Genomic DNA, 26,206 nt, shown 5'->3' on the forward strand with positions numbered 1-26,206 from the left:
TTACACTTCTTTCTCTGTAAACGGAATGTCAGGGTTGCATATTTCTGTAATCAACTGACCAAGTATCTGCTCGAAATCAGAAATGACCTCATTGTTTATCATGTGATTTTTTGGACCTCGGGCAGATTCTTTTTGTGCGAATAGCAAAGTTCCGTCAGCAAAATTCTTAAGGGATATAATTCCGGCCTGTATAGATAGGTTTTCTGCGGGATGGGTCTTAAAAAACATCAATCCGTAGCAAAGTAGTTGAAACGCTTTGCTAAATTGATATTCATCGGTCAATATGTCCCAATCCATCACTTCAACATTACGGCGTTCTACTTTTCCGGTTTTGTAATCTATGATGCGTGTTATTCCATCGTATTCATCTACACGATCTAACTTTCCTTTTAAAATAATAGGGAAATCTAAACCTGGTACTGTGAGCGGTACGGATAGTTCTTGTTCTAGGGCAATGATTTTTATGCTATGATCTTTTATAACGGTTATTTCAGCATCAATAAATGTTTGTATATATTTTAGAATAACATGAAAAGAAATATAGTTTTTACCTGAACTGATATTTCCTTCCTTATATGTTTTTTCAAAATTTCGGGCTACGGAAGTAGATACGTTCTTTCGTATGTCGTTTAATGATTCTTCAGTAAGTGTTTTGCCAACAAGCGGGGTGTATAGTTCTTCTAAACTATCATGTACAATGGTGCCAAAGGTATTGGGTGCCAACGTTTCCTCTACTTGCATAACCTCATTGATATTTAATAAGTTCTGCTTGTAAAAATCTATTGGGTTTCTAATGTAATTGCTCAATGAACTTGGTGAGAACCCTTTTTTAGCTTTCTCTTGGATAAGAGCTACTAAGCTACTTGTCTTTTCAACCTGCTCTATTTCTTTGGTAATGGGCTGAATGGTTGGCGTCGCAATAAAAGACTTAATGTCGGTTCTATTATCGTCGGTTAGCAGCTGCGTAATTAACCTACTACGTTCGCCACCTTCCAAGGCATCTGGTTCCGTATTGTAAAGAACATACACGTTTTTAGCACGTTGTAACAGACGGTAGAAGTGATAGGTATAAACCGCGTCTTTCTCTTTATAGGTTGGTAATCCGTTTTTAATTTTTAGGTCGAACGGAATAAACGAATTATTGGATTTCCCCGATGGTAATACGCCCTCGTTTACAGAAGTGATGATAATAGTTTCAAAATCTAACAGTCTACTTTCTAACATTCCCATAATTTGAATGCCTTCAATAGGGTTTCCTTGAAAATCTAAAGTTTCTGAACTCAATAATTGGCTAAATAAATGTTTAAGACTTTTAAGAGTGTTGATGTACGTAAAACTTGTACATAAATCTTTTAGCTGATTAAATAGCGTAAAGAATTTATAAAGCTGTTCTAATAAAAGAGAGTTCTGTTTTACAACTTCTATAGTTCTGATAGATTGAATAAGTGCTAGAAAGTTATCTATAAGCTTATTCGGATTATCCTTTACATCTTCAAAAAGTAAATGAATAGCCGCATGTTCCGGTAATAGCTCACGTATTTGGGTATTTGTAATATATGACCAATTATTTATTTTGATTTTTGAAACTAAACGCTCTGTTGAGACCTCGTTGGCATCAAATAACAATACGGCATATGAATGTGTCAAAAGATTTAGTAAATGCTTGTAGAACCATCCTTTTTCGGTTTTTTGTTCGTGAAACTCAATAAGGTTGGTGAAAAAGCTGGCCAATGTAGTAGACTCTAGCTTTTGCCCCATAGTAATGTTCGTAGCCGGAATATTATCAGGAATAGAATTCAATAGCGGGTTCAGTAATTCTTCATTACCCAGAACAATGGCGGCGTTACGTAAAGAGTCTGGAGATTCGTTCTGAATTTTATATAGCAAATCGCCCACATAATTTACTTGCGAGATATTTTTAGGTACACCGATTATCTCAATGTTTTTTTCGGTGTTGTAGTAATTCGTAAGTCCCGCAAGAGGTTTTCCTTTTAAAACGTTCCATGTGCTTTGATAGTTTCTTATAAAGAAACCAGCATCATGAATATTGTCTTTTAAAAAGTAAGGATCAATATCCCAATAAATAGAAGCATCTGTTTTTTCAAGAATGGTTTGGATCAGTATACTCTCTGCGGTATTAAGTGCATTGAAACCTAAGAATATATGTTTCTTATTAGTATTGTTGAGGTAGTTGGGCAATTCGGAAACAGAAGTCTTGTAAATAAGACCTTGGTGCCCTAAACCTTGTTCAAGTAAGCTGTTATTGAATTGATTGTATATACCTTCTAAATATCTCCAGAAATGAAGATAGTTTTCTATCATCTCAGAATTATCAGGGTTCAATGACCAGTGGTTGACCTCTTGTATAGCGGCAACATTTTGGTAAAGTGTAGATGCGTCAACTAAGTAACGGTCTACTTCATTAAAATCCTGTAAAAGTATTTGTCCCCATTTTAAAAAAGAATCAAAGGATTCCTTTTCATAATCGCCCACTTTCAAATAAGCGTTATAGAGTTCAAATAATTGTGTGGTCGTATTTGCGGTAACTAGGTTAGAGGCCTTTTCAATGAAATCTTCAATACTGTAGATTTCTGGGGCTAGTACTGTTTTGGTTAGAGATTGTGCTAGTATTTTTTTGAGAAAAACACCTGCACGTTTACTGGGTAGTATAAAAACTACGTTACCAGTATCTGGGTTATTCTTTATTACTTCTTGTACTACATCTTTTATAAAGCTCTGCATGGTGTAAAAATAAAAAAGCTCCGCAATATTGCGGAGCTTTTATTTATTAAAACACTTAGGTTTTTTCTAACTTATTTTACTAAGTTAATTTCTACCCTTCTGTTTTGAGCTCTACCAGCTCTTGTATTGTTTGTAGCCATTGGCTTAGACTCACCGTAACCTACAGCAGATAATCTAAACTCTTCGATTCCTTTGTCTACTAAGAATTCTTTTACAGAAAGAGCTCTTGACTCAGAAAGGCTTTGGTTTAATTTTTCGCTACCTACGCTATCAGTATGACCTTCAACAGTAAACTTAGCGTTAGGGTATTCTTTAAGGATTGTGATAATATCAACCATTACAGAAGTAGACTCAGCTTTGATAGAAGATTTACCAGTATCAAATAAGATAGTTCTAGCGTAATCGTTCAATTGCTTTTGAACTTCTTCAGTTACTTCAGGACAACCAGCGTTAGCTACTGTACCAGCAACATCTGGACATTGATCATCTTTATCAAGTACACCATCGCTGTCTTTATCAGCCCAAGGACAACCTTTGTTTTCAGCAGGACCAGCCTCAGAAGGACAAGCGTCATCTTTATCAGCAACACCGTCACCATCAGCATCAGGACAACCAGCTAAAGCAGGAAGACCAGCTTCGTTAGGACAAGCATCATCTTTATCGGCAACACCGTCACCGTCAGCATCAGGACATCCGTTCATTTCTTTAGAACCAGCTTCGTTAGGACAAGCATCTTTGCTGTCTTCGATGCCATCACCGTCAGAATCAGGACAACCGTTGAATGCTTCAAGACCAGCAACTTCTGGACAAGCATCATCTTTATCGTAGATACCATCACCGTCAGTATCAGTACCACCAAATTTAACTGAGATACCAGCTAAGTGTTGGAAATGTTTTACACCGTAATCTTCGAAAGCATGCTTGTAAGTAGATTGTAATGTAAGACCTAAGTTCTCAGAGAACCAAATGTTCAAACCAAGACCACCGTTTACAGTACCAGCACCGATTTCATCAACCCAAGTGTAACCACCACCGATCTCTACGAAAGGATCAAGAACAGTTTGTCTTTTGATTAAATCATATTTTATTGTACCATCTATAGCGTAGTGAGATAAATCGTCAACGCTAGTATCACCTAATTTGCTGATTTTGTTAAGAGAACCTCTTGCACCAACAGAGAAACCATCTCCAATTGATTTAGATACTCCTACATAAGAAATAGAAGGTAAAATGTTCCAGTGATCGTTCACATTGAAGAATTCATTACCGAAAGAACTTACATCCCCAGTTGGATATACGTCAATGGCATTAACCCCAAATTGCACTTGCCAAGGGTTATTCTCGTCTTGCGCTTGTATGCTGTTGATACCTACTACAAGTAGGGCAACCGCCAATAATTTGCTAAGATGTTTCATGTATTAAATTTTAAGTTTAAGTGTTTATTAGCTGCAAATGTAACTTGTTAAATATTATTAACAAAATCAATTTCCTATTTTTTTTAGCGCATTTAATAGATTAAATACTGCATTTAAACGATTTTTAAATCTTTTCCGACTTCGGTAAACGCCTTTATAGCAGCATCTAAATGTTTTTTAGAATGTGCTGCCGATAACTGAACTCTAATACGCGCCTTATCTTTTGGTACCACTGGATAGAAAAATCCGATAACGTAAATCCCCTTTTCCAACAATTTGTTAGCCATTTCTTGTGATAGTTTTGCGTCGTATAGCATTACGGGCACAATGGCAGAGTCTCCGTCAACAATATCGAAACCGGCATTTTTAATACCTTCTTTAAAGTATGCAGTATTTTCTTGCAACTTATCTCGTAAAGAAGTGTCGTTTTCAAGCATGTCAAATACCTTTATCGATGCGCCAACAATAGCTGGTGCTAAGGAGTTGGAGAATAAGTAAGGTCTAGAGCGCTGTCTTAATAAGGTGATAATTTCTTTTTTACCGGTAGTGTATCCGCCCATGGCGCCACCTAATGCCTTACCTAGGGTTCCGGTAATGATATCAATTCTGCCCATTACTCCTTTTTCCTCTAGGGTTCCTTTTCCTTTTTCACCGATAAATCCGGTGGCATGGCATTCATCGATCATCACTAAAGCATCATACTTATCGGCTAGATCACATATTTTATCTAACGGAGCTACAATACCGTCCATAGAGAATACACCATCTGTAACAATGATTTTAAAACGTGCTCCGTCTTCATTTGCTTTGATCAGTTGTGCTTCCAAATCTGCCATATCGCTGTTGGCATAACGGTAACGCTTTGCTTTACATAGACGAACACCGTCAATAATAGAGGCGTGATTTAAAGAATCTGAAATAATAGCATCTTCGGCAGTAAGCAAAGGCTCAAAAACCCCACCATTGGCATCAAAGGCTGCTGCATATAATATGGTGTCTTCCGTACCATAGAAATGTGCGATCTTTTGCTCTAGGGTTTTGTGTATATCTTGTGTACCACAAATAAATCGAACAGAAGACATGCCAAAGCCATGCGTATCCATAGCATCTTTAGCAGCTTGAATAACTTCTGGGTGAGATGAAAGTCCCAGATAATTATTGGCACAAAAGTTTATGACCTCTTGCCCTGTATCAAGTTTAATAACGGCATCTTGAGGAGAAACAATAATACGCTCCTCTTTAAAGAGTCCGTCATTTTTAATGTTCTCGATTTCTTGCTGTAAATGCTCTTTGATTTTTCCGTACATATTCCTTTATATATAATCTAATTCTATTTCTGTATTAATGTATACGATGATTTTGTGATCGATCGTATAGCCCATATTTGAAAAACTTTGGGCATATGCATTTATTTGATGTTTGTATTTAGCATTCTGTTCACCTGTTTTATAATCTATAATTGTGGCATGGTTGTTTTTTAAAACTACCCTGTCCGGTCTTTGAACGGTTCCATCCGCTAATAACAAGTCGCGTTCATTTAGTACCTCTACATCATTTTGGTAAAATTGCGTCAAATCTTTGTGAAAGATGACCTTTTTTACAATTTCCTTTATCCCGTTTACTTCTTGCTCTTTGATTAATCCTTTTTGCAGTGCCATTTGTACGGCTCTATCTAAATTGGAAGTCGTGTAAATAGCCCCTAATATATAATGTATGATATTACCTTGGTTTATGGCAACGTCTAACCCTTCGTCCCATAAAGTACCTGCCAAGGCAAGTATCTTAAAATCGGGTCTATCTTTATTGGTATATATATAAGGTATAGTTAGTTGATCGGTATTAGTTTGTTCTTTAATGGTTTGTGGCATTAGTTCACCAAAATCATACGATAGTTTATCTTGTTGATATGCACCAATGCTCTTTAAGAAATGAATGAACAGACCAGAATAGTAATTGGTATTGTGTTCCCCTTTTTTATCTAGTTTGTTGGCGCTTATAATGAACAAAGCTTTAACCGCTCTGGTAAGTACTACGTATAAAAGATTGAAGGCATCTAGCTGTAATTTCTGATGATCAATTTCATAGAGTAGAGATTCTAATTCGCCGTATTGTTGAACTTCTTGCTTTTTATTGATAAGCACTTCTGAAAAGCCAAGGAATTCCTCTTTGTTTACCGGAAGCCATAATTTTGGGTCGATTTCTTCGTACACATTAGAATCTGCATACGGGAAGATAACCACCGGAAATTCCAAACCTTTCGATTTATGGATGGTCATAATCTGTACCGATTCCATATTTTCTGGTGTACTTATGCTTGCCGAATTACCTTTCTTGTCCCAATAATCCAAGAAAGACTGCATGTCTGACCCATATTTCTGCTCAACGTCAAAAATAAGATCCATAAAAGCGGAAAGGTGCGCGTCTGAAGTTGGGATAAGGTCAAAGGTTTTTATGGCATATGCCAATCCGTCAAAAACCGAAGTTTGTCTTAGCTTAGAGGCATCAAAGCCATAAGTTTCTAATAGGTGGGCGTCTAGCTTGCCTAGATTCTCATAGATATACGCATGTTTATCTTTTTTTCCTTCAGACAAGAAATTCAAAATCTCATATTGTATCTCTTGTTCTGTGGGTTGAACCATATATCTTATTAGCTGTACCAAGAAATTTGCTTTGGTACTTTCGCTTAACAATAAAGAATCTGAGGAAACAACAGGTATGTTATGCTGCATTAAAAAATCTGCCAACAGAAGACCATGCTTTTTCTTTCTTATGATAATACAGATATCACTATAGGTATAGCCTTGGTCCAGACATTGTTGAATAGTTGCTAATGTACTAGCTGCGTACTCCTCATCATTGTCTTCTTCTAACAATGAGATATGAACATAGCCACCTTCTTTATGGTTGGTTTCTTGTGTATTTCCAATTTTAAAGAATTCTTGATAGATATCATTCTCTAAAAACGGACTTATGCTTTGAAAGAAGTTGTTGTTGAAGTTGATGACTTCCGCATAACTTCTATAATTCTTTGGTAAGGTTACCAGGTCTGATTGTATGGTAAACGGGTGTGTTTGTTGTGTGGCCAATTCTAGAAACTGTTCGGCTTTACCACCGCGCCATCTATAAATGGCTTGTTTAGGGTCACCTACCAAAAATAAAGATCCAGTGCTGCCTAATTCATCTTCACCTTCCATGGCACTCCCTATTAAAGGAATGAGGTTTTCCCATTGCATTTGTGAGGTGTCTTGAAATTCGTCTATGAAGTAATGGCGGTATTTTTCCCCAAGTCTTTCATAAATAAACGGAGCGGGTTGATTTTTTACTTCTTTTGCAATTAAGGTGTTAAATTCAGAAATTGACAATTGGTCTTTTTCTTCTTGAATAATCTTTAGCTCTTTTTGAATTGCATTTAACAGTGCAAAGGGAATAATGTTTCTATTGATGTTTGCATACAACCCCCTTTTGTAAATCAGTTGCTTTATGGCTTGGTAATGCTGAAGAAGTCGTGGAGCCAAATCTTCTGGCGCATGTTTAACGGTAGCTTTTACTACTTTACCTTCAATTAAATTATCCTCTAGTTTATTATTGTATAACTGTGTAGGTGTAAAGTTGCCGGCAATAATTCTCTTAAAGTGTTTAGGTAATGTCTCTCTAGGGAAATCTTTTTGGTCTAAGCCTGATGCAGTAATAGTGTCGATAGCTGCAGTTGCAATTTCAACGATACGCTTCTCTAGGTTTTTGGTTTGTTTTTTTAGATGACCTTGTAATTTTAAGAAGTCAGCTAATTCAACATCTTTCAGTTGCTTTAGGTGTTCGGCATTATTTTCATCGAATATTAGTTTACCTATTTTTAAAAGATCGAAGCCAATATCCCAACTTCTGTCGTCCTCAATTTTTTCTAGAGCAAAATCTAAAAGTACCTTGGTAAACTCAGGGTCTTCACCGGCTTTACTGATTACCCGCTCAACGGCTTCTTGTAAAAGTAGGTCTACGTCAAGCACCACTTCAAAGTTTTGCGGAATCTTTAAATCTTTCGCAAATGTTCTAATTAGGCGGTGTGTAAACTTATCAATGGTTGAAATATCGAAAAAAGCGTAGTTGTGTAAAATTTGTTTTAATCGAAGCTTACTTAATGCAGGTAATTCTTCAAACGTATGGTCAGTTTCGTTAATGATGTCTATGAATAACGGATTGGCGCCTTCAAGTGTAGTGGTATTGGCAAATTCGAACAAGCTGTTCAAAATTCTATGTTTCATCTCGTTTACCGCTTTATTGGTAAATGTGATAGCCAATATTTTTCTAAAATTCTGAGGAGAAGCCAGTATTATTTTTAAATATACCTTGGCAAGGGCATAGGTTTTGCCCGATCCCGCAGAAGCATTGTATATGGTAAAAGAATTACTTGACACAGATTTTTACTGCAAATTAAGGATTCCTGTACAGTTCTTAACAAATTATTACGTGAATATAAATGTTAAAATCCGTAACTTTGAAATACTATTAATATTAATCTAAAAACACATAAATTATGGCTTTTGAACTACCAAAATTGCCTTACGCTTATGATGCTCTTGAGCCTCATTTCGATGCAAGGACAATGGAAATACATCATACAAAACATCATAACGGATATACAACGAAGTTAAATACTGCTATAGAAGGTACAGACCTTGATGGGAAGTCTATAGAAGATATACTAACTGGTTTGGATATGAGTAACGGTGCTGTTAGAAATAATGGTGGGGGATTTTACAATCACTCTTTATTCTGGACAATCTTATCACCAAACGGAGGCGGAAAGCCAAGTGGTGAATTAGCAACTGCAATTGATAGCGCTTTTGGTTCTTTTGAAGAATTCAAAAGTAAGTTTACAACTGCTGCAGGAACTAGATTTGGTTCTGGTTGGGCATGGTTGTGTGTTCATAAGGGTGGTAAAGTAGAAGTATGTTCTACACCAAATCAAGACAACCCGTTAATGCCAGGTGTTGAATGTGGAGGTCAGCCAATATTAGGTTTAGACGTTTGGGAACACGCATATTATTTGAATTACCAAAATAAGAGACCAGATTATATTGAAGCATTTTTCAATATCATTAATTGGGATGAAGTATCAAAAAGATACGCAAGTAACAAATAAGAAAGGATAGAATTATTCTTAACTAACTTGTAAGAAACCACTTATGAAATTTTCATGGGTGGTTTTTTTGTTTTTAAAATAGAAAAGGGCGGAGAAGTCTCCACCCTTTTCGTCCCAAATCTTACCATAAACTTAACCTACTTATGCTATGGCGATACTAAATTACTGGTATTGAGTAAATAAAAAAAGGATTTTTAAGAAAAAAATAAACTTTTATTTCTTGGAAGATGTTTTGCTGGGGGTGTATTATAAGGGGTAACTCGCTGTATTATAAGCCAATTGGTATAAAATAAAAAGACGGAGCATTGCTCCGTCTTTTCCCCAAATCTTACCATGAACTTAACCTACTTATGCTATGGTTCTGTAAATATATAGGCATATACTGTCATACTAAAAGCTAATCGTTGTAATTCACAAACTTAGGTTGTACTACTAGAATTAATAATTGAGGATATTTTTATAGGAATAGGAAAGTTAGAAATGACCGTAAAATAAAAAGACGGAGCAATGCTCCGCCTTTTTCCCCAAATCTTACCATGAACTTAACCTACTTATGCTATGGTTCTGTAAAGGTAATGCGCTTATTAATGTTTTAGAAAGGTAATGGTTGAACGTCTCGTTAAAACGTTAAAGGGAGTTTTGTTAAGAATTGTATTACAGCTCTTATAGGATGAAAAGTATGAAAATAAAAAAGGCGGAGAAGTCTCCACCTTTTTTGCCCCAAATCTTACCATGAACTTAACCTACTTATGCTATGGTAGCTTTAAAAGTAACTAGGGTTAAGTCAATACGACCATTCAGTCGATAAAATACCATATTTGTCGATGAAATACACAAAACGAGTGTATTTCATCGAAATATTATTTAATATGCACGTTCATTGTTTCCTTCGTAGAAGTTGATGAATGCTCTATTTACCACTCTATTTCCACCTGGTGTTGGGTAGTTTCCGGTAAAATACCAATCTCCTAAATTCTTAGGGCATGCCTCGTGAAGGTTTTCAATAGTCTGATAAATAATAGAAACTTCTGCTTTTATCCCTTCAGGACTTAGTAGCTCTCCTGTTTTCTTGGAAATTTCTTTCGCTGTAAAAGGAGCATAGAATTCTTTAACGTAGTTGATCACATCGTCATCATGACTATCAACTTGCGTCAAGCACTTCTTATAGATTTCTTCTACAATGTGCATAGTATTATTATCCTCGTGTAAAGCCAATGCTGCTTTAAAAGCAATAAAGTCTTCTAGTTTAGCCATATCGATACCATAACAATCTGGATACCTAATTTGCGGTGCAGATGATACTACGATAATTTTCTTAGGCGATAACCTATCCAATATTCTTAGAATACTCTTTTTTAGTGTGGTGCCACGAACAATACTATCGTCTATGATAACTAGATTGTCGCCCTCTTTAACTGAACCATAAGAAATATCATATACATGGGCTACAAGATCATCTCTACTGCTATCTTGGGTAATGAATGTTCTAAGCTTGGCATCTTTAATGGCCACTTTCTCTATTCTAGGTCTAACATCTAAGATTTCATGAAGTTGATCGCCGGTAATACCTGTACCCAAAGCCAAAATTTGCTCTTCTTTTTTCTTGTTCAGATAATTTTGAGCTTCCTTAACCATACCGTAGAAAGAAGTTTCTGCTGTATTTGGTATATAAGAGAATACAGTATTCTTAATGTCCTCATTAATAGATTCCAATATCTGTGGAAAAACCAATTTGCCTAAGGCTTTACGCTCTTGGTAGATTTCTTTATCGCTACCCCTAGAGAAATAAATACGCTCAAAAGAACAAGCTTTACGTTCTTTAGGTTCTTGTATTTGCTTGATGGCACTTGTACCGTTCTTTTTAATGATGATAGCTGCACCAGGGTCTAATTCTTTTACTTCATCATAAGGTACGTTGAATACCGTTTGTATTGCCGGTCGCTCTGATGCTACAACAACTACTTCATCATCCCTATAATAATATGCAGGTCTGATTCCACTAGGATCTCTTAATACAAAAGCATCACCATGACCTAATAAGCCAGCCATGGCATAACCACCATCAAAATTTTTGGCGGCTCTCTTTAATATTTTATACACCTTTAAGCGTTCTGCAATAAGTGGGGAAGCTTCTTGTTTGGTGTATCCTTCTTTTTTTATTTGCTTGTATAATTTAGCAACAGCGTCATCAAGAAAATGACCTATTTTCTCCATTACGGTAACGGTGTCGGCCATTTCTTTTGGGTGCTGCCCTAACTGAACCAAATTGTCGAATAGCTCATGAACATTGGTCATGTTGAAGTTACCGGCAACGATAAGGTTACGATGCATCCAGTTGTTCTGTCTCAAGAACGGGTGAACACTTTCAATACTATTTTTGCCAAAAGTACCGTAACGTACATGCCCTAAAAGTAGTTCTCCTATATATGGTATGTGCTTTTTTTGCAATGCAACATCATCTTCGTATTCAGGGTGCTCTTTAAGTTCTGCGTTAATACGATCGTTGATTTGGGCAAAAATATCCTGTATAGGTTGTTGCTGACAAGAACGTACGCGGCTCATGTAGCGTTCCCCTGCTTTTACATCTAATTTAATACTGGCAAAACCTGCACCATCTTGACCACGATTGTGCTGTTTTTCCATCATTAGATACATTTTATTTACACCATAAAATGCTGTTCCATACTTTTCCTTGTAATACTCTAAAGGTTTTAACAACCGTATTACAGAAATACCACACTCATGCTTAATTGCGTCACTCATTGTTTTTGGTATTAAAAAAACCCCAAAATATTTTGGGGCTAGGGGGATTATTGTAATTCTATGTCGAACTGAGTCAGTTTTTTAAACTGATGCAGTCTTTCTCTAATTTCTTTTCGATCTAAATCGATCATTCTTTCTGTTCCAAATTTCTCAACACTGAAAGATGCTAAGTTAGATCCGTGAATGATAGCTTTCTTCATATTCTCAAAAGAACTATCGTTGGTTGCCGCCAGGTATCCTGAAAAGCCACCGGCAAATGTATCACCAGCGCCTGTAGGGTCAAATACTTCTTCTAAAGGTAATGCCGGTGCAAAAAAGATTTGGTCTTCATTAAATAATAAAGCGCCGTGTTCCCCTTTTTTAATCACCACATATTTAGGACCCATGGTAAAAATCTTTTGCGCAGCTTTAACTAAAGAGTATTCACCGGTCAATTGTCTGGCCTCTTCATCATTAATAGTTAATACATCTATATGTTTAATAACTTCCATTAAATCATTCAGCGCATTGTCCATCCAAAAATTCATGGTGTCCAATATGATTAATTTCGGTCGTTTTTTCATTTGGTTGATGACACCTAATTGTACAATTGGGTGAAGATTACCTAGCATTACTACATCGGCATCATTGTAATTTTCAGGAACAACAGGGTTAAAGTCTTCTAAAGTGTTTAGTTCTGTAGCTAACGTATCTCTAGAATTTAGATCGTTATGGTATTTACCGCTCCAGAAGAACGTTTTACCGCCTTTTACGATTTCTAATGCAGAAATGTCAATATTTCTATCGGTTAAAAGGTCTAGGTATTCTTGAGGTAGATCATCGCCAACTATAGAAATGATGGCTGAATCAACCTCAAATTGAGATGCTGCTAATCCAATATAGGTAGCTGCGCCGCCCAAAATTTTATCTGTTTTGCCAAAAGGAGTTTCGATGGCGTCAAAAGCGACAGTACCTACTATTAAAAGCTTGCCCATAAAATTGTAAAAATTTAAGCTGCAAATATACGATTTTGAGGGGCTAATTAAAATGGTTTTTCAAATACAAATTGTAATAGTTATCAAAGGCGAATTGTTGATATAAAATGCCAATTATTTCCTACCAAAATCAGCAGGAATTTCTCCCCAAGCCTTTGTTTCCCATTTTACGATAACCGTAGTGTATTTATTTTTCTTTAACCAATCTTCAGCTCTCGCTATAAGTTCAAAAAGGTTTTTGTTTTTGGCAGATGATGTCAGTTTAGTGTTGCATTTCTTTTTTCTAACCCAACTCATGGCGGTTCTAGAATCTGTGTATATGATACGGTCGCTATTACGCTCTTTTAAAAACGCTAGTCCGTGAACCAAAGCTAAAAATTCACCGATATTGTTGGTGCCTTGAGTAAAGGGACCTTGTTTGAACAATTTTTTGCCCGTTTTGGTATCAACACCTTGGTATTCCATAACTCCGGGATTTCCACTAGATGCCGCATCAACAGAAATAGAATGGTAATTTGGTAAACCTATTTTTGCCAGTTCTTCTTTAGATAAGGTAGAAGTTGTTTTTTTATTTCCTTTGAAATCGGCATAATTGCCATTGTAGGCTTTTTTGGCGACCTCAAAAGATTCAAAAGATTTATATTCTGCACCGGCATAATTTGAAATAGATTTTTTGCATTCTTTCCAAGAATCAAAAATACCTGGCTTTTTGCCTTTCCAAACCACATAGAATTTTCCCTTTTTCGCCATTATTGTTTCGATAAAATTTCGTCAATAACTTTTGGGAAGTATTCATATTCTAATTGGTGGACTTTAGCGGCAATATCATTTGCGGTGTCGTCTTGATCAATGTTCGCTTTTGCCTGTTTAATTATAGCACCTTCATCATAATGTGCATTTACATAATGTATAGTAATACCGGTTTCAGTCTCTTTATGTTCCTTAACTGCGTTATGAACGTTCATGCCGTACATACCCTTACCGCCATATTTAGGTAATAACGCAGGATGTATATTTATGATCTGCTTAGGGAAAGCTTTGGTGATAGATTCAGGAATTTTCCATAAAAAGCCGGCCAACACTATAAGGTCGGGTTCTAAAGATTGCAACATATTTAGAATAAAGTCGCTTTTAGAGAATGCCTGTCTGTTAAAAAATAGAGCGTTTATTTCAAGTCTGTTACAGCGTTCAATGACTTTGGCATCGCTTTTGTTAGTTAATACACAGCATATAGTAACATCTTTGCGGAGTTTAAAATAGTTGGCAATGTTTTCAACATTAGATCCAGAACCTGAGGCAAAAAGAATAATTTTTTTGGTTTTCAATAGAAGTGGTCTTTTTTAGAGAGCGTACAATAAAATTAAGTTCGGCAAATAAAGCAAATTTAAAGCTTGTCAGAATTTAGAAAAAAACGATTATCATTTACAGTTCTAATACCTCACTACTTTTCAATACCTTTTATCAACGTTACCGAAACAAAATATTAATATGGTAAAATTACAGCACATGTCTTTAATTTTATTAAATTACCATACATTTTAACGACAATTAGTGTAATTAAACCAAAGTTTTTTATTTTTGCCTTCAATTTAAATTTTTAAAACAAATATTATTATGTCAGACATTGCATCAAGAGTTAAAGCTATCATCGTTGATAAATTAGGAGTTGATGAGAACGAAGTGGTAACCGAGGCTAGCTTTACTAACGATTTAGGCGCAGATTCATTAGACACAGTAGAGTTGATAATGGAGTTCGAAAAAGAATTTGATATTCAAATTCCAGACGATCAAGCTGAGAATATCGCAACTGTTGGTCAAGCGATCAGCTATATAGAAGAAGCGAAGTAAAGCATGTTTTCTTAAATAGAATTCAAATTATCCATGTGGTAAACGCTCCGCATGGATAATTTTTTTTAATTTACGCTTGGTTTAGATTTAAACAAATAAAAGTTAAATGCAGTTAAAGCGAGTTGTAGTTACAGGTTTGGGGGCACTTACCCCAATAGGTAATAATATTGAAGAGTATTGGAATGCACTAGTCAACGGTAAAAGTGGCTCAGCTCCAATTACTTATTACGATACAGAAAAATTCAAGGTAAAATTCGCATGTGAGCTAAAGAATTACAAGACCGAAGATCACTTTGAAAGAAAAGAAGGCCGTAAGTTAGATAGATTTGCACAGTATGCACTTGTATCTTCTGATGAAGCTATTCTTGATTCTAAATTAGATTTAGAAAAAGTAGATAAATTTCGTGTTGGTGTAATTTGGGGAGCAGGCATCGGAGGATTGGAAACTTTCCAGAACGAGGTCATGAATTTTGCCAACGGTGACGGTACACCAAGATTCAATCCATTCTTTATACCAAAGATGATTGCCGATATAGCACCGGGTAACATATCTATAAAACATGGTTTTATGGGGCCTAACTATACAACGGTTTCAGCATGTGCCTCTTCGGCCAATGCAATGATAGATGCCTTGAACTATATACGATTAGGTCATTGCGATGTTATTGTAACAGGTGGTAGTGAAGCAGCTGTGACTATTGCTGGTATGGGTGGTTTTGGAGCAATGCATGCATTATCTACAAGAAACGATAGCCCAGAAACGGCTTCAAGACCTTTTGATGCGACCAGAGACGGTTTTGTTTTAGGAGAAGGAGCAGGAGCTTTGGTTCTTGAAGAATATGAGCATGCTGTTGCTAGAGGAGCAAAGATATATGCAGAAGTAGCAGGTGGCGGTATGTCAAGTGATGCTTACCATATGACGGCACCACACCCAGATGGTATTGGTGTAGTCAGGGTAATGGAAAACTGTTTAAGAGATGCAGGAATGTCAATTGAAGACGTAGATGCCATTAATACACATGGTACTTCTACACCTTTAGGTGATGTTGCTGAACTTAAGGCAATTACTAAGGTATTTGGTGACCATGCAAAGAAAATAAATATCAATTCTACCAAGTCTATGACCGGTCACTTATTAGGTGCGGCGGGCGCTATCGAGGCAATTGCATCGATATTGGCAATGGAGCATGGTATGGTACCACCAACAATTAACCATACAACGGTAGACGAAAATATAGACCCTAGTTTAAACCTTACATTGAACAAAGCTCAAAAACGAGATGTAAAGGTTGCTATGAGCAACACATTCGGTTTTGGAGGACATAATGCATGTGTGGTTTTTAAGAAAATCGATTAATTAGTTTTATGTCGTTTCCCGCAAACTTATTTAATTCCCATCCAAAAGAGGATGGGGATTTTTTTTTGGGAATAACCAAAATCTTAGGTTTTAAGCCCAAAACTTTATCTTTTTACAAAAAAGCCTTTCTTCATAGGTCGATGAATAAAAAAGATGAAGAGGGTAATGCAATGAATTATGAACGCTTAGAATTTTTAGGAGATTCTATGCTAGGTACCATAATATCTAAACACCTTTATAATGAAGTGCCAGAGGGTGATGAGGGTTACCTTACTAAAATGCGATCTAAAATTGTAAGTAGAGAGCACTTAAATGAATTGGGCAAAGACCTTGGGTTGATTAATTTTGTGGAAAGTAGGATTCCTAAATCTCACTTTGGTCAAAATATACATGGTAATGTATTTGAAGCCTTGGTAGGGGCCATTTATTTGGATCGCGGTTATAAATATTGCGAAAAATTCATCTATAAGCGAGTCGTAGATCCTTATGTTGATATTGAGCAATTAGAAGGTAGGGTTATAAGCTATAAAAGCTTGGTAATCGAATGGTGTCAGAAGAAAAAGAAATCTTTTGATTTTGATGTTTACGAAGACACGGGCAATGATCCTTTAAAGCATTTTGCCGTTAAACTTTCAATAGGGGGCGATGTCGTTGCAAAGGCAAGGGCTACCTCAAAAAAGAAAGCTGAAGAAAGAGCCTCAAAAAGAGCCTTTTTTGCCCTGCAGGATAAAATGGGGAACTAATCACTTAACAAAATGATAAAAAGCTAACATTTTAATAACTTTTAATGTGTTTTTATCAATTTATCTAACTAGGCTTTATAGCTTAGAAGTTCTATATTTACCCTTTTGTTGAAGTATGGCTACGACTTATAAAATAAATGATGATTTTTATGATGAATCTTTTAGCCTTATAGCTTTACACACTACCTTGGAAGATTTTGCATTGGCCTACGGCTTAAATAAAACTATTAAGGCAAAATTTGTAAGAGCAAAAAAAAATTTTATTCTTGACGAGAATAAATCGTTTCCCATTTTTGATTGGGAAGATGAGTATAATGATATGTATTGGGTATTGATTGCCAATCATAGTACTGAAAAAGAGCTCATAGTCCATGACGATTTATTTAAGAATGAAACAACATATAAAATGCCTAGGCTCATACCTGAGTATAAGGATGTTGACTATCTATTAAAAATAGAAACAGAGAAGGATGTTGATATCAACGCCTTAATAAAGAACATATTAATGTTGCCCAGGGTTATGGCAGCATATGAAATAAGTACTGACAAACTAAAATCAAAGAACAATCTAATTTTTTAAATATGCCAACTGTAAAAAAGACGAAAATTGTAGCGACATTAGGTCCTGCAACTAGCAAGAAAGAGGTACTCAGGAGCATGATTGATGCAGGAGTAGATGTATTCAGAATTAACTTTTCTCATGCAGATTACGATGACGTAAAAGAACGCGTAACTATGATACGTGAGCTAAATGATGAAATGGATACGTACACATCTATTTTAGCAGATTTACAAGGACCAAAATTACGTGTAGGCGTAATGGCAGGTGACGTTGTAGTTAGCCCAGGTGATGAAATAACATTTGTAACTGGTGAGCCTTTTGAAGGTTCTGCCGAACGAGTTTACATGAATTACAAAGAATTCCCGAGAGATGTAAAAGCTGGGGAGCGTATTCTTTTAGATGATGGTAAATTAATGTTCGAGGTTGTAAAAACAAATGGAGAAGATGAGGTTCTTGCCAAAGTAATACAAGGTGGTCCGTTGAAATCTAAGAAGGGTGTAAACTTACCGAATACTAATATCTCTTTACCGGCACTTACTCCGAAGGATATTAAAGATGCTGAATTCGCTATTTCTTTAGAGGTAGATTGGATCGCACTTTCTTTTGTTCGTTTCAGTCAAGATTTAATTGATCTTCAAAATATCATCAATAAGCATTCTGAGCATAAAATTCCGATCATTGCTAAAATAGAAAAGCCAGAGGCTGTAGAGAATATAGATAAAATTGTTGCGTATTGTGATGGCTTAATGGTAGCTCGTGGAGATTTGGGTGTTGAAGTTCCTGCTCAAGAGGTTCCATTGATTCAAAAGCAATTGGTACTAAGAGCTAAAAAAGCTAGAATACCGGTAATTATTGCTACTCAAATGATGGAGACAATGATCACTAGTCTTACGCCAACAAGAGCAGAAGTAAATGATGTTGCAAATTCAGTAATGGATGGTGCAGATGCGGTAATGTTATCTGGGGAAACCTCTGTTGGTAATTATCCTGTACAGGTTATTGAAAAAATGTCGAGCATTTTAGAAAGTGTAGAGGGATCAGACTTAATTCACGTACCGCATGATCCACCACATATTCGTACAAAAAGATTTATTACCAAGTCGATTTGTTATCATGCAGCTACAATGGCAAACGATATTAAGGCAAAAGCGATTTCTACTTTAACGAACAGTGGCTATACTGCTTTTCAAATTTCAGCTTGGAGACCAAGTGCACATATTCTAGTATTTACTTCGAACAGAAGAATACTTACACAATTGAATTTACTTTGGGGCGTAAAAGCTTTCTACTATGATAAATTTGTATCTACTGATGATACGGTAGATGATGTAAACCGCATAGCTTTCAATAAAGGTTATCTACAGGTAGGTGATATGATCATTAGTCTTGCCGCAATGCCTATTAAAGATAAAGGTATGGTGAATACATTAAGGGTAAGCGAAATAGAGTCTGGCGATATCTAATCGTGTTTTAATATATAGAAGAAAAAAAGGGTCGCTATTTAGCGACCCTTTTTTATATTTATAATATGTAGATTAAGCAACCTCTTTTTCAAAAGCTATAAAATTGACAACATCGCCTTTCTTGTTAAAAATTGGCTGTCCTTGAATCCAGCACTTATAAGTAGACCCATCTTTTTTATAATTTACAACGGTAACTTCAAAAGGTCTCTTCTCTTTAACAGCATCTGAGACGATCTTTAAAGTTGAGGTGTTTGTCAAATTGCCCTGAAACATTTTTGGATTTTTACCTATAATTTCTTCTGGGTGGTATTGACTCATGTTCCACATATTTTGGGTGGCAAAAACAATATTCAATTTGGCGTCTGTGACAACCACAACATTCTTATCGGCCTTTAATTTAGTGTCAAGAATTTCGGTGTCAATATTCCAAGAATTGGAAGAAACCAACCTTAATAAGGTAGCGGCATCTTCTTCGGTTTGTTTTATTTCTTCGTAACTAGAAGAATAGAAGTCCCAAGAAAGAACGGGTAACATAGCAAAGTTCAAGCTTTTTCTAAACTTGATTACAGCATTGTCGTAATCTTTTAAATCTATCATTCTCTGTAGTTTAGATTTTAATTAAATTTTCTTTTTCGTAGCAATTTGTTATAAAGCTAAAAAATTACTTTAAAGGGCTATAATTTTAAGAGAGGATTAGTAAAAATGTTTAAATTATAATAACTATAGTATTAAAATGGAATGAAAATGTTGAACATTAATGAGGTTGTTTTTCTCCAAAAATGTATCATTTTATAAGAAATACGTGTATGCGAAAGTCATTTTTAGTTTGTAGATATGCCAATTTTATCGTGCACAAAAGACTTAATATGGGTATAACAAGCTGGATTAAAGAAATTGTTTTACTTATGTATGACAGTAATTAAAAATCAAATTTTAATTGTACCAAAATTGATTTATCATCAACTTTTTTAGTTTTCTTATCTTCTGTATTTAAATTAGATAATGAGATTCCTAATAGTCTAACCGAGTTTTGTAGCTCCTCTTGATACAAAAGGTCTCTTGCAGTTTCTAATATAAGGTCTTTATCGGCAATAAAATAGGGCATTGTTTTACTTCTTGTGTTCAAGGTGAAATCGCTGTATTTTATTTTCAGCGTTATAGTTTTACCTGCTACCTTAGATTTCGTCAATCTTCTTTCAAGTTCTTTTGCAATATGCTCTAAACGCTCTAGCATAAAAACCTCGCTGCTGAGGTTTTCATTGAAAGTACGTTCTGCACCAACTGATTTTGGTATGCGATGTGGTTTAACTTTGCTATTATGAATACCACGAACTACGTGGTAATAGTAAGGACCGCTCTTACCAAAATGCTCTGCTAGAAATTCGATTGATTTTGATTTTAGGTCACTACCGGTAAAAATACCCAGCTTATACATTTTTTCGGCAGTTACTTTACCTACACCATAGAACTTACGTATATCTAATTCTTCTAAGAAAGGAATTACCTCTTCCGGGTTTACTGTTTTTTGTCCGTTTGGTTTATTGATATCGCTGGCAACTTTAGCAATAAACTTATTGATTGATATACCTGCGGATGCATTTAAGCCTGTTTTCTCTAATATACTTTGTCGTATTTCAGTGGCCAACATAGTAGCCGAGGGATTTCCTTTTTTATTGACCGTAACATCAAGATAAGCTTCATCTAAAGATAGAGGCTCAACCAAATCTGTATACTCAAAGAAAATAGCTCGTATTTGTTTTGAAATTTCCTTGTACCGTTCAAACCTAGGTTTAACAAAGGTCAAGTGTGGGCAGTTTTTTTTAGCTTGAAATCCGCTCATGGCACTTCGTACCCCAAACTTGCGAGCTTCATAATTGGCTGCGGATACTACACCTCTTTTTTCACTGCCACCTACTGCCAGGGGTTTCCCTTTTAAATCGGGATTATCCAACTCTTCAACAGATGCATAAAAAGCATCCATATCAACATGAATAATTTTTCGAAGGGGCATTTCATTGGGCATAAGCAAATTTAAGACTTATCTTAGTTTTTAGATAGTAGTTTTAACCATTCATATGATAGAAATAGAGCGTAAATTTTTGGTGAAATCAGTCGATTATAAGTCTGAAGCAACATCTAAAACACGCATTGTTCAAGGTTTTTTAAATACGGATCCTAGTAGAACGGTTAGGGTTAGAATTAAAGGAGATACTGGTTTCTTAACCGTAAAAGGAAAATCGAATACCTCTGGCACTTCTAGGTTTGAATGGGAAAAAGAAATTACTGTAGAAGAAGCCGATGCTCTTTTGAAATTATGTGAAAAAGGAATTCTAGATAAATTTAGATATGAAATTACCGTTGGAAACCATGTTTATGAAGTTGATGAATTCTTTGGTGATAATATAGGATTGACTATCGCCGAAATAGAACTTAACGATGAAAATGAAGCGTTTAAGAAACCTATTTGGTTGGGTGCTGAGGTAACAGGCGAGATTAAATATTACAATTCTCAACTAAGCGGAAATCCGTATAAAAACTGGTAAAATCTACCTTCTAATTGGTAGTGATATTTAGTATTACAAAAGGGTCGATATATAAATATCGACCCTTTTATAATAAGTACTGATTTTTAAAAGTGCTATTGCCAGCCGCCACCAAGAGAACGATAAAGCTCAACAGTAGCCGATAGTTGAGAAAATTTATTGTCCACTAAGTTGAGTTCGGCGTTCAAAGAATTTTCTCTAGCCGTTAAAAGATCTAAATAAGTTAGATAACCACTGTTCAATAATTCTTCAGAATTGGTTTCAGCTCTTTTTAGGGCAACCACTTGTTTACTCACGAACACTTCTTTTTCAACAGAAATATTGTAATCATATAAAGCTTCAGAGACTTCTTTACCAGCGGTTAATAGTATTTTTTTAAAGTTTAATAACGTTTGTTCCTGTTGTGCTTTGGCAACCTCGTAAGCAGTTCTTATATTTCTACCATTAAAAATAGGTTGAGTTAAGCCACCTATTAAATTTGCGAAAATAGAACTAGAATCTATCCAATTATCAATTTCTAAACTTTGAAAGCCACCTTGGGCAGAAAGTGTAATTGAAGGATAAAAATTACTTCGGGCAACATTGGTGAGTTCAAAACTATTTACCAGGCTATATTCAGCTTGCATTAAATCTGGCCTATTGCTCAATAATAAAGCAGGTACACCAAGTTTTAAATCACTAGGTAGTGTCTGCTCATCTAACGTGCCGCGAGTATAATCTTTCGGTTCTTCACTTAGCAAAATACTCAATGTATTCTCAGCTTGGTATTGTAGATTCTTAAGATCTAATAATTGACTTTGCGCACTATACAATTGTGCTGCAGTTTGGTCTACCCCAACTTGGTTTTCTTGCCCTGCTTCCTTTAATGCAGTAATGGTTTCTAAACTCTTGGAACGTGTCTCAATAGTTTCTTCGGTTACCGCAATCTGTTTATCTAAAGCCAATAATTGATAATAGGTAGTGGCAATTTGTGCGACCAACCTTGTTTTTACCGCCCTATGGGCAGCTACCGTCTGTAGGTAGCTTGCATCACTAGCACGCTTTGTACTTCTTATTTTGCCCCAAATATCGGCTTCCCATGAAACGGAGCCCGACATTTCAAATTGATTGAAAGGTTCTGTGAAAAAACTACCAAACTGTCCGTTTTCACTGGTTCTGGCAGTTCTTGTAGCGCTAGCAGCACCGTTCAAGGTGGGCAGATAACCTGCCTTACCCTGTTTTACATATGCTTCTGCGGCAGCGATATTCTGCAAGGCAATTCTAATATCAAGATTGTTTTGCAGTCCTCTTTCAATATAGGTTTTTAAGTAGGTATCTGTAAAAAGATCCTTGTATGAAATTGACGCAAAAGAGACACTGTCTTTTGGCAAGTTATCTGTTCTGTACAGATTTTCTGTTTCTAGACTGGGGCGTTCGTACGTTTTTGCAGTAAAACAAGACTGCAAAAAAAGCGGAAGTATCGCTACCAGTAGAAGTTTATTAGTTACTAATTTGTTCATGATTTCTATAGTTCTTTTATTCTTCGATAACATCTTGTGGCGTACCTGTAATACGCTCTTGAATAGTTTGGAAAATAACATATAGTGCCGGTATAACGAATACCCCAAAAATGGTACCTATTAACATACCACCAACGGCACTCATACCAATAGACCGGTTGCCTACTGCTCCAATACCTGTTGACAATGCCAATGGCATTAAACCAAGAATAAAGGCAAAAGAGGTCATTAGTATAGGTCTAAGTCGTGCTTTTGCACCATCTATGGCCGAGTCAATAATAGACATACCATCTCTTCTACGCTGCAATGCTAACTCTACGATAAGAATGGCATTTTTAGAAAGTAGGCCAATAAGCATGATCAATGCAATTTGGAAATAGATATTATTTTCTAGACCTGCCAAGCTAACAAAACCAATAGCACCTGCAATACCTATAGGTAATGAAAGTAAGATTGATAATGGTAGAATATATGATTCATATTGGGCACTCAACAAGAAGTAAACAAATACTAAACTCAACATGAAAATGATAATCGTTTGGCTACCCGCACTGTTTTCCTCTTTGGTCAAACCAGAGTATTCATACGTATAGTTATTAGGTAAAACCTCTGCAGCGACCTCTTCAATGGCTTTGATCGCATCACCAGTCGAATACCCGGGGTTCATGGCGCCGTTAACTTTTACAGAACTTAATAAGTTAAATCTGCTTACTACTTCTGGACCATAAATTTTATTGAGCGATACAAATTGTGACACAGCCACAGATTCCCTATTTGCATTTGTAACAAAAATATGGTTCAATGAATTTTCGTCTGCTCTATCCTCTGGTTTTGCTTGGATCATTACACGGTATTGTTTCCCAAATTTGTTAAAATCCGTAGTATATAATCCACCGTAATATCCTTGCATTGCACTGAAGATATCTGTAACCGCTAAGCCGGCCATTTTGGTTTTTTCCGCATCAATCTCCAACTCATATTGAGGGAAATTGGCGTTGAAGTTCGTAATGGCATACTGTACCTCTGGTCTATCGTTTATAGCGGCCAAAAAGTCATTAGTCACTTTGTTCACAGTTTGCCAATCATCCGCATCTTTACTTTGTAAATTCATTTCAAATCCGGTAGAGTTACCAAAACCACGCACACTTGGCGGCGTAAAAAAGAATATTTTAGCATCTTTCAATCCGGCTGTTTTAGCGAATAAACTACCAACAACTTCTTGTACAGATTCTCCTTCTCCCTTTCTTTCGCCCCAATCTTTAAGGCGAAGTACAGAAAAACCATAAGAGCCACCGTTTACACTATTTAAAATACTGAAACCTGTAATATTCATTCTAGCCTCTATGATATCCATAGATTGATAAATAGAATCTAATTTTTTAACCGTTTTCTGAGTCTGTTCTAAAGTAGTACCGGGGGGCATGGTAACATCGGCAAATACAATTGCTTTATCTTCATTCGGAATAAATCCGGTAGGTGTAGATTGGAACAACAAATATGCTATGACACCAAACACGGCAATAGAGATCCATGTAAGCCATTTTCTTTTGGCTATGAATTTAACTGAACCTACATACTTGTCGGTTACGGCATCAAAACCGGTATTAAAAGCAGAAAAAAAACGTTTGGTAATACCTTTTTTCTTTCCTTCGGATGTATAGTGTGGCTTTAATAAAAGTGCAGCCAAAGCCGGACTCAATGTTAATGCGTTCACTGCAGAAATAAGAATAGCAATGGCCAATGTAATACCAAATTGCTGATAGAACACACCAGAAGACCCGCTAATGAAAGATACCGGTATAAATACTGCCGACATCACCAAAGTGATAGAAATAATGGCACCTGATATTTCTGACATGGCCGATTTGGTTGCTGTTTTAGCATTGGTGGCACCGTCCTCCATTTTTGCGTGTACCGCTTCGACTACTACAATGGCATCATCAACTACGATACCAATGGCGAGAATCATCGCGAATAAGGTCAACATATTAATCGAGTAACCAAAAAGTGACAAAAAGAAAAACGTACCAACAATAGCCACCGGTACGGCTATAGCAGGAATTAATGTAGATCTAAAATCTTGTAAAAAGATGAAAACCACTAAGAAAACTAATAGGAATGCCTCAATCAATGTCTGTATAACGTGCTCAATAGAAGCGCTTAAGAAATCTTTAGTGTTATAAGGAATAACATAATCTAAACCTTTGGGAAAATCTGCTTTACTCTCATCAAGAATAGTTTGTATTTCATCAATAATAGCGTTTGCATTAGACCCAGAAGTTTGAAAAATACCAACTGCGGTACCAGGTTTACCCATACCTTCGTTTTTGGTACCGTAATTAAAAGCACCTAATTCAACTTCTGCAACATCTTTAAGACGTAGAAATTGACCATTTTCTTGAGCTCTAATAATAATATCTTCATATTCTGCCTCTTTAGAAAGACGGCCTTTGTATTTTAAAACATACTCATAGACCCCGTCGGCATTCTCGCCGATTTTACCAGTTGCCGCTTCAAGGTTTTGTTCACGTAATGCTGCTTGAATATCAGAAGGCATAAGCTTGTAGGCTGCCATTTTCTCAGGGTTCAACCAAATACGCATCGAATAATCTTTAGCGCCGAATACGGTAACATTACCAACACCCTCTATACGTTGTAGTTTGGGTACAAGATTAATTCTGGCATAGTTCTCTACGAATGTTGCGTCATACTCATCATTATCAGAAAATAATGAGAAGAAAAGTAATGCACTGGTTTGAGATTTTTGGGTAATTACACCGGTCTGAACTACGGTTTGGGGTAATACACTATTTGCCCTTGCAACCCTGTTTTGAACGTTTACCGCTGCAATATCTGGGTCTGTACCTAATTTAAAGAAGACATTAATGGTAGAAGCACCGTCGTTACTTGCGGTAGATGTCATATATAACATATTCTCAACACCGTTGATCTGTTCCTCTAAAGGTATAACGACACTCTTTAATACCGTCTCTGCATTTGCACCGGTATAGGTACTGGTTACTTGTACCGTTGGTGGCGCAATTTCTGGATATTCTTCTATAGGTAAGGTGGTTAAACCTAAAATACCGAGTATGACTATAATGATCGAGATTACCGTAGAGAGTACGGGTCGATCTATAAATCTTTGAAACATTGTTCT

Annotated in this window: 19 protein-coding genes; 7 read left to right on the top strand and 12 right to left on the bottom strand. The window is 36.1% G+C overall.

Features of this window, described 5'->3' with window-relative positions:
- From SJY30_RS15005 to SJY30_RS15020, 4 genes are all read right to left on the bottom strand, one after another.
- Nucleotides 1–2,742 (bottom strand): PD-(D/E)XK nuclease family protein, encoded by a 2,742-nt coding sequence (locus SJY30_RS15005; protein ID WP_396632948.1) that lies wholly within the window; start codon nt 2,740–2,742, stop codon nt 1–3.
- 71 nt (nt 2,743–2,813) lie between these two features.
- Nucleotides 2,814–4,157: an OmpA family protein gene (locus SJY30_RS15010; protein ID WP_396632949.1), complete on the bottom strand. Its 1,344-nt coding sequence runs from the start codon at nt 4,155–4,157 to the stop codon at nt 2,814–2,816.
- A 113-nt stretch (nt 4,158–4,270) separates the two neighbouring features.
- Nucleotides 4,271–5,464 (bottom strand): glycine C-acetyltransferase, encoded by a 1,194-nt coding sequence (gene kbl, locus SJY30_RS15015; RefSeq protein WP_396632950.1) that lies wholly within the window; start codon nt 5,462–5,464, stop codon nt 4,271–4,273.
- A 6-nt stretch (nt 5,465–5,470) separates the two neighbouring features.
- Complete coding sequence (locus SJY30_RS15020; protein WP_396632951.1) at nt 5,471–8,566, bottom strand: UvrD-helicase domain-containing protein; 3,096 nt, start codon at nt 8,564–8,566, stop codon at nt 5,471–5,473.
- Nucleotides 8,567–8,685: 119 nt separating this feature from the next.
- Between SJY30_RS15020 and SJY30_RS15025 the strand changes: the two genes are divergently transcribed.
- Entirely contained in the window at nt 8,686–9,294 is a 609-nt protein-coding gene (locus SJY30_RS15025; RefSeq protein WP_396632952.1) for a superoxide dismutase, read from the top strand.
- A gap of 864 nt (nt 9,295–10,158) precedes the next feature.
- On the opposite strand, the gene SJY30_RS15030 is transcribed toward SJY30_RS15025, so the two are convergent.
- The 4 genes from SJY30_RS15030 to SJY30_RS15045 form a co-directional block, all read right to left on the bottom strand.
- Complete coding sequence (locus SJY30_RS15030; protein ID WP_300024100.1) at nt 10,159–12,057, bottom strand: amidophosphoribosyltransferase; 1,899 nt, start codon at nt 12,055–12,057, stop codon at nt 10,159–10,161.
- Nucleotides 12,058–12,104: 47 nt separating this feature from the next.
- Nucleotides 12,105–13,031, bottom strand: a complete 927-nt coding sequence (locus SJY30_RS15035; protein WP_300024097.1) for a PfkB family carbohydrate kinase — start codon at nt 13,029–13,031, stop codon at nt 12,105–12,107.
- 114 nt (nt 13,032–13,145) lie between these two features.
- Nucleotides 13,146–13,781, bottom strand: a complete 636-nt coding sequence (locus SJY30_RS15040) for a viroplasmin family protein (RefSeq protein ID WP_396632953.1) — start codon at nt 13,779–13,781, stop codon at nt 13,146–13,148.
- Nucleotides 13,781–14,356 carry a phosphoribosylglycinamide formyltransferase gene (locus SJY30_RS15045; protein WP_396632954.1) on the bottom strand — a complete coding sequence of 192 codons (576 nt, stop codon included), beginning with the start codon at nt 14,354–14,356 and terminating at the stop codon, nt 13,781–13,783. The genes SJY30_RS15040 and SJY30_RS15045 overlap by 1 nt, the downstream gene beginning before the upstream one ends.
- 289 nt (nt 14,357–14,645) lie before the next feature.
- On the opposite strand from SJY30_RS15045, the gene SJY30_RS15050 reads away from it, so the two are divergent.
- From SJY30_RS15050 to pyk, 5 genes are all read left to right on the top strand, one after another.
- Nucleotides 14,646–14,879 carry an acyl carrier protein gene (locus SJY30_RS15050; protein WP_008269813.1) on the top strand — a complete coding sequence of 78 codons (234 nt, stop codon included), beginning with the start codon at nt 14,646–14,648 and terminating at the stop codon, nt 14,877–14,879.
- A gap of 106 nt (nt 14,880–14,985) precedes the next feature.
- The gene (fabF, locus tag SJY30_RS15055; RefSeq protein ID WP_396632955.1) at nt 14,986–16,236 is read left to right on the top strand and encodes a beta-ketoacyl-ACP synthase II; all 1,251 of its coding nucleotides are present in this window, start codon (nt 14,986–14,988) and stop codon (nt 16,234–16,236) included.
- A gap of 8 nt (nt 16,237–16,244) precedes the next feature.
- Nucleotides 16,245–16,979, top strand: coding sequence for a ribonuclease III (gene rnc, locus SJY30_RS15060; RefSeq protein ID WP_396632956.1), 735 nt, complete (start codon nt 16,245–16,247; stop codon nt 16,977–16,979).
- Nucleotides 16,980–17,094: 115 nt separating this feature from the next.
- A complete protein-coding gene (locus tag SJY30_RS15065; protein WP_396632957.1) occupies nt 17,095–17,559 on the top strand; it encodes an IPExxxVDY family protein in 465 nt (154 codons plus the stop codon).
- A gap of 2 nt (nt 17,560–17,561) precedes the next feature.
- Nucleotides 17,562–19,004, top strand: coding sequence for a pyruvate kinase (pyk, locus tag SJY30_RS15070; RefSeq protein WP_396632958.1), 1,443 nt, complete (start codon nt 17,562–17,564; stop codon nt 19,002–19,004).
- Nucleotides 19,005–19,076: 72 nt separating this feature from the next.
- Here pyk and SJY30_RS15075 read toward each other — a convergent pair whose 3' ends face one another.
- Nucleotides 19,077–19,601, bottom strand: a complete 525-nt coding sequence (locus SJY30_RS15075; RefSeq protein ID WP_396632959.1) for a PAS domain-containing protein — start codon at nt 19,599–19,601, stop codon at nt 19,077–19,079.
- 322 nt (nt 19,602–19,923) lie between these two features.
- The gene (dinB, locus tag SJY30_RS15080; RefSeq protein ID WP_396632960.1) at nt 19,924–21,027 is read right to left on the bottom strand and encodes a DNA polymerase IV; all 1,104 of its coding nucleotides are present in this window, start codon (nt 21,025–21,027) and stop codon (nt 19,924–19,926) included.
- 52 nt (nt 21,028–21,079) lie between these two features.
- Here dinB and SJY30_RS15085 point away from each other — a divergent pair, with 52 nt between their 5' ends.
- The gene (locus tag SJY30_RS15085) at nt 21,080–21,547 is read left to right on the top strand and encodes a CYTH domain-containing protein (RefSeq protein ID WP_396632961.1); all 468 of its coding nucleotides are present in this window, start codon (nt 21,080–21,082) and stop codon (nt 21,545–21,547) included.
- A gap of 95 nt (nt 21,548–21,642) precedes the next feature.
- On the opposite strand, the gene SJY30_RS15090 is transcribed toward SJY30_RS15085, so the two are convergent.
- Together SJY30_RS15090 and SJY30_RS15095 are read right to left on the bottom strand one after the other, a co-directional pair.
- The gene (locus SJY30_RS15090; RefSeq protein ID WP_396632962.1) at nt 21,643–23,046 is read right to left on the bottom strand and encodes a TolC family protein; all 1,404 of its coding nucleotides are present in this window, start codon (nt 23,044–23,046) and stop codon (nt 21,643–21,645) included.
- Nucleotides 23,047–23,062: 16 nt separating this feature from the next.
- A complete protein-coding gene (locus SJY30_RS15095) occupies nt 23,063–26,200 on the bottom strand; it encodes an efflux RND transporter permease subunit (RefSeq protein ID WP_396632963.1) in 3,138 nt (1,045 codons plus the stop codon).
- Nucleotides 26,201–26,206: the final 6 nt, after the last annotated feature.

Source organism: Maribacter sp. R86514 (assembly GCF_044597005.1).
Classification (GTDB): Bacteria; Bacteroidota; Bacteroidia; order Flavobacteriales; family Flavobacteriaceae; genus Maribacter.

Bases quoted from the DNA above. Each gene is read 5' to 3' on its own strand.
- SJY30_RS15005 (WP_396632948.1), bottom strand. From the start codon at position 2,742: ATGCAGAGCTTTATAAAAGATGTAGTACAAGAAGTAATAAAGAATAAC.
- SJY30_RS15010 (WP_396632949.1), bottom strand. From the start codon at position 4,157: ATGAAACATCTTAGCAAATTATTGGCGGTTGCCCTACTTGTAGTAGGT.
- kbl (WP_396632950.1), bottom strand. From the start codon at position 5,464: ATGTACGGAAAAATCAAAGAGCATTTACAGCAAGAAATCGAGAACATT.
- SJY30_RS15025 (WP_396632952.1), top strand. From the start codon at position 8,686: ATGGCTTTTGAACTACCAAAATTGCCTTACGCTTATGATGCTCTTGAG.
- SJY30_RS15030 (WP_300024100.1), bottom strand. From the start codon at position 12,057: ATGAGTGACGCAATTAAGCATGAGTGTGGTATTTCTGTAATACGGTTG.
- SJY30_RS15035 (WP_300024097.1), bottom strand. From the start codon at position 13,031: ATGGGCAAGCTTTTAATAGTAGGTACTGTCGCTTTTGACGCCATCGAA.
- SJY30_RS15040 (WP_396632953.1), bottom strand. From the start codon at position 13,781: ATGGCGAAAAAGGGAAAATTCTATGTGGTTTGGAAAGGCAAAAAGCCA.
- SJY30_RS15050 (WP_008269813.1), top strand. From the start codon at position 14,646: ATGTCAGACATTGCATCAAGAGTTAAAGCTATCATCGTTGATAAATTA.
- fabF (WP_396632955.1), top strand. From the start codon at position 14,986: ATGCAGTTAAAGCGAGTTGTAGTTACAGGTTTGGGGGCACTTACCCCA.
- rnc (WP_396632956.1), top strand. From the start codon at position 16,245: ATGTCGTTTCCCGCAAACTTATTTAATTCCCATCCAAAAGAGGATGGG.
- SJY30_RS15065 (WP_396632957.1), top strand. From the start codon at position 17,095: ATGGCTACGACTTATAAAATAAATGATGATTTTTATGATGAATCTTTT.
- pyk (WP_396632958.1), top strand. From the start codon at position 17,562: ATGCCAACTGTAAAAAAGACGAAAATTGTAGCGACATTAGGTCCTGCA.
- SJY30_RS15075 (WP_396632959.1), bottom strand. From the start codon at position 19,601: ATGATAGATTTAAAAGATTACGACAATGCTGTAATCAAGTTTAGAAAA.
- dinB (WP_396632960.1), bottom strand. From the start codon at position 21,027: ATGCCCAATGAAATGCCCCTTCGAAAAATTATTCATGTTGATATGGAT.
- SJY30_RS15085 (WP_396632961.1), top strand. From the start codon at position 21,080: ATGATAGAAATAGAGCGTAAATTTTTGGTGAAATCAGTCGATTATAAG.
- SJY30_RS15090 (WP_396632962.1), bottom strand. From the start codon at position 23,046: ATGAACAAATTAGTAACTAATAAACTTCTACTGGTAGCGATACTTCCG.
- SJY30_RS15095 (WP_396632963.1), bottom strand. From the start codon at position 26,200: ATGTTTCAAAGATTTATAGATCGACCCGTACTCTCTACGGTAATCTCG.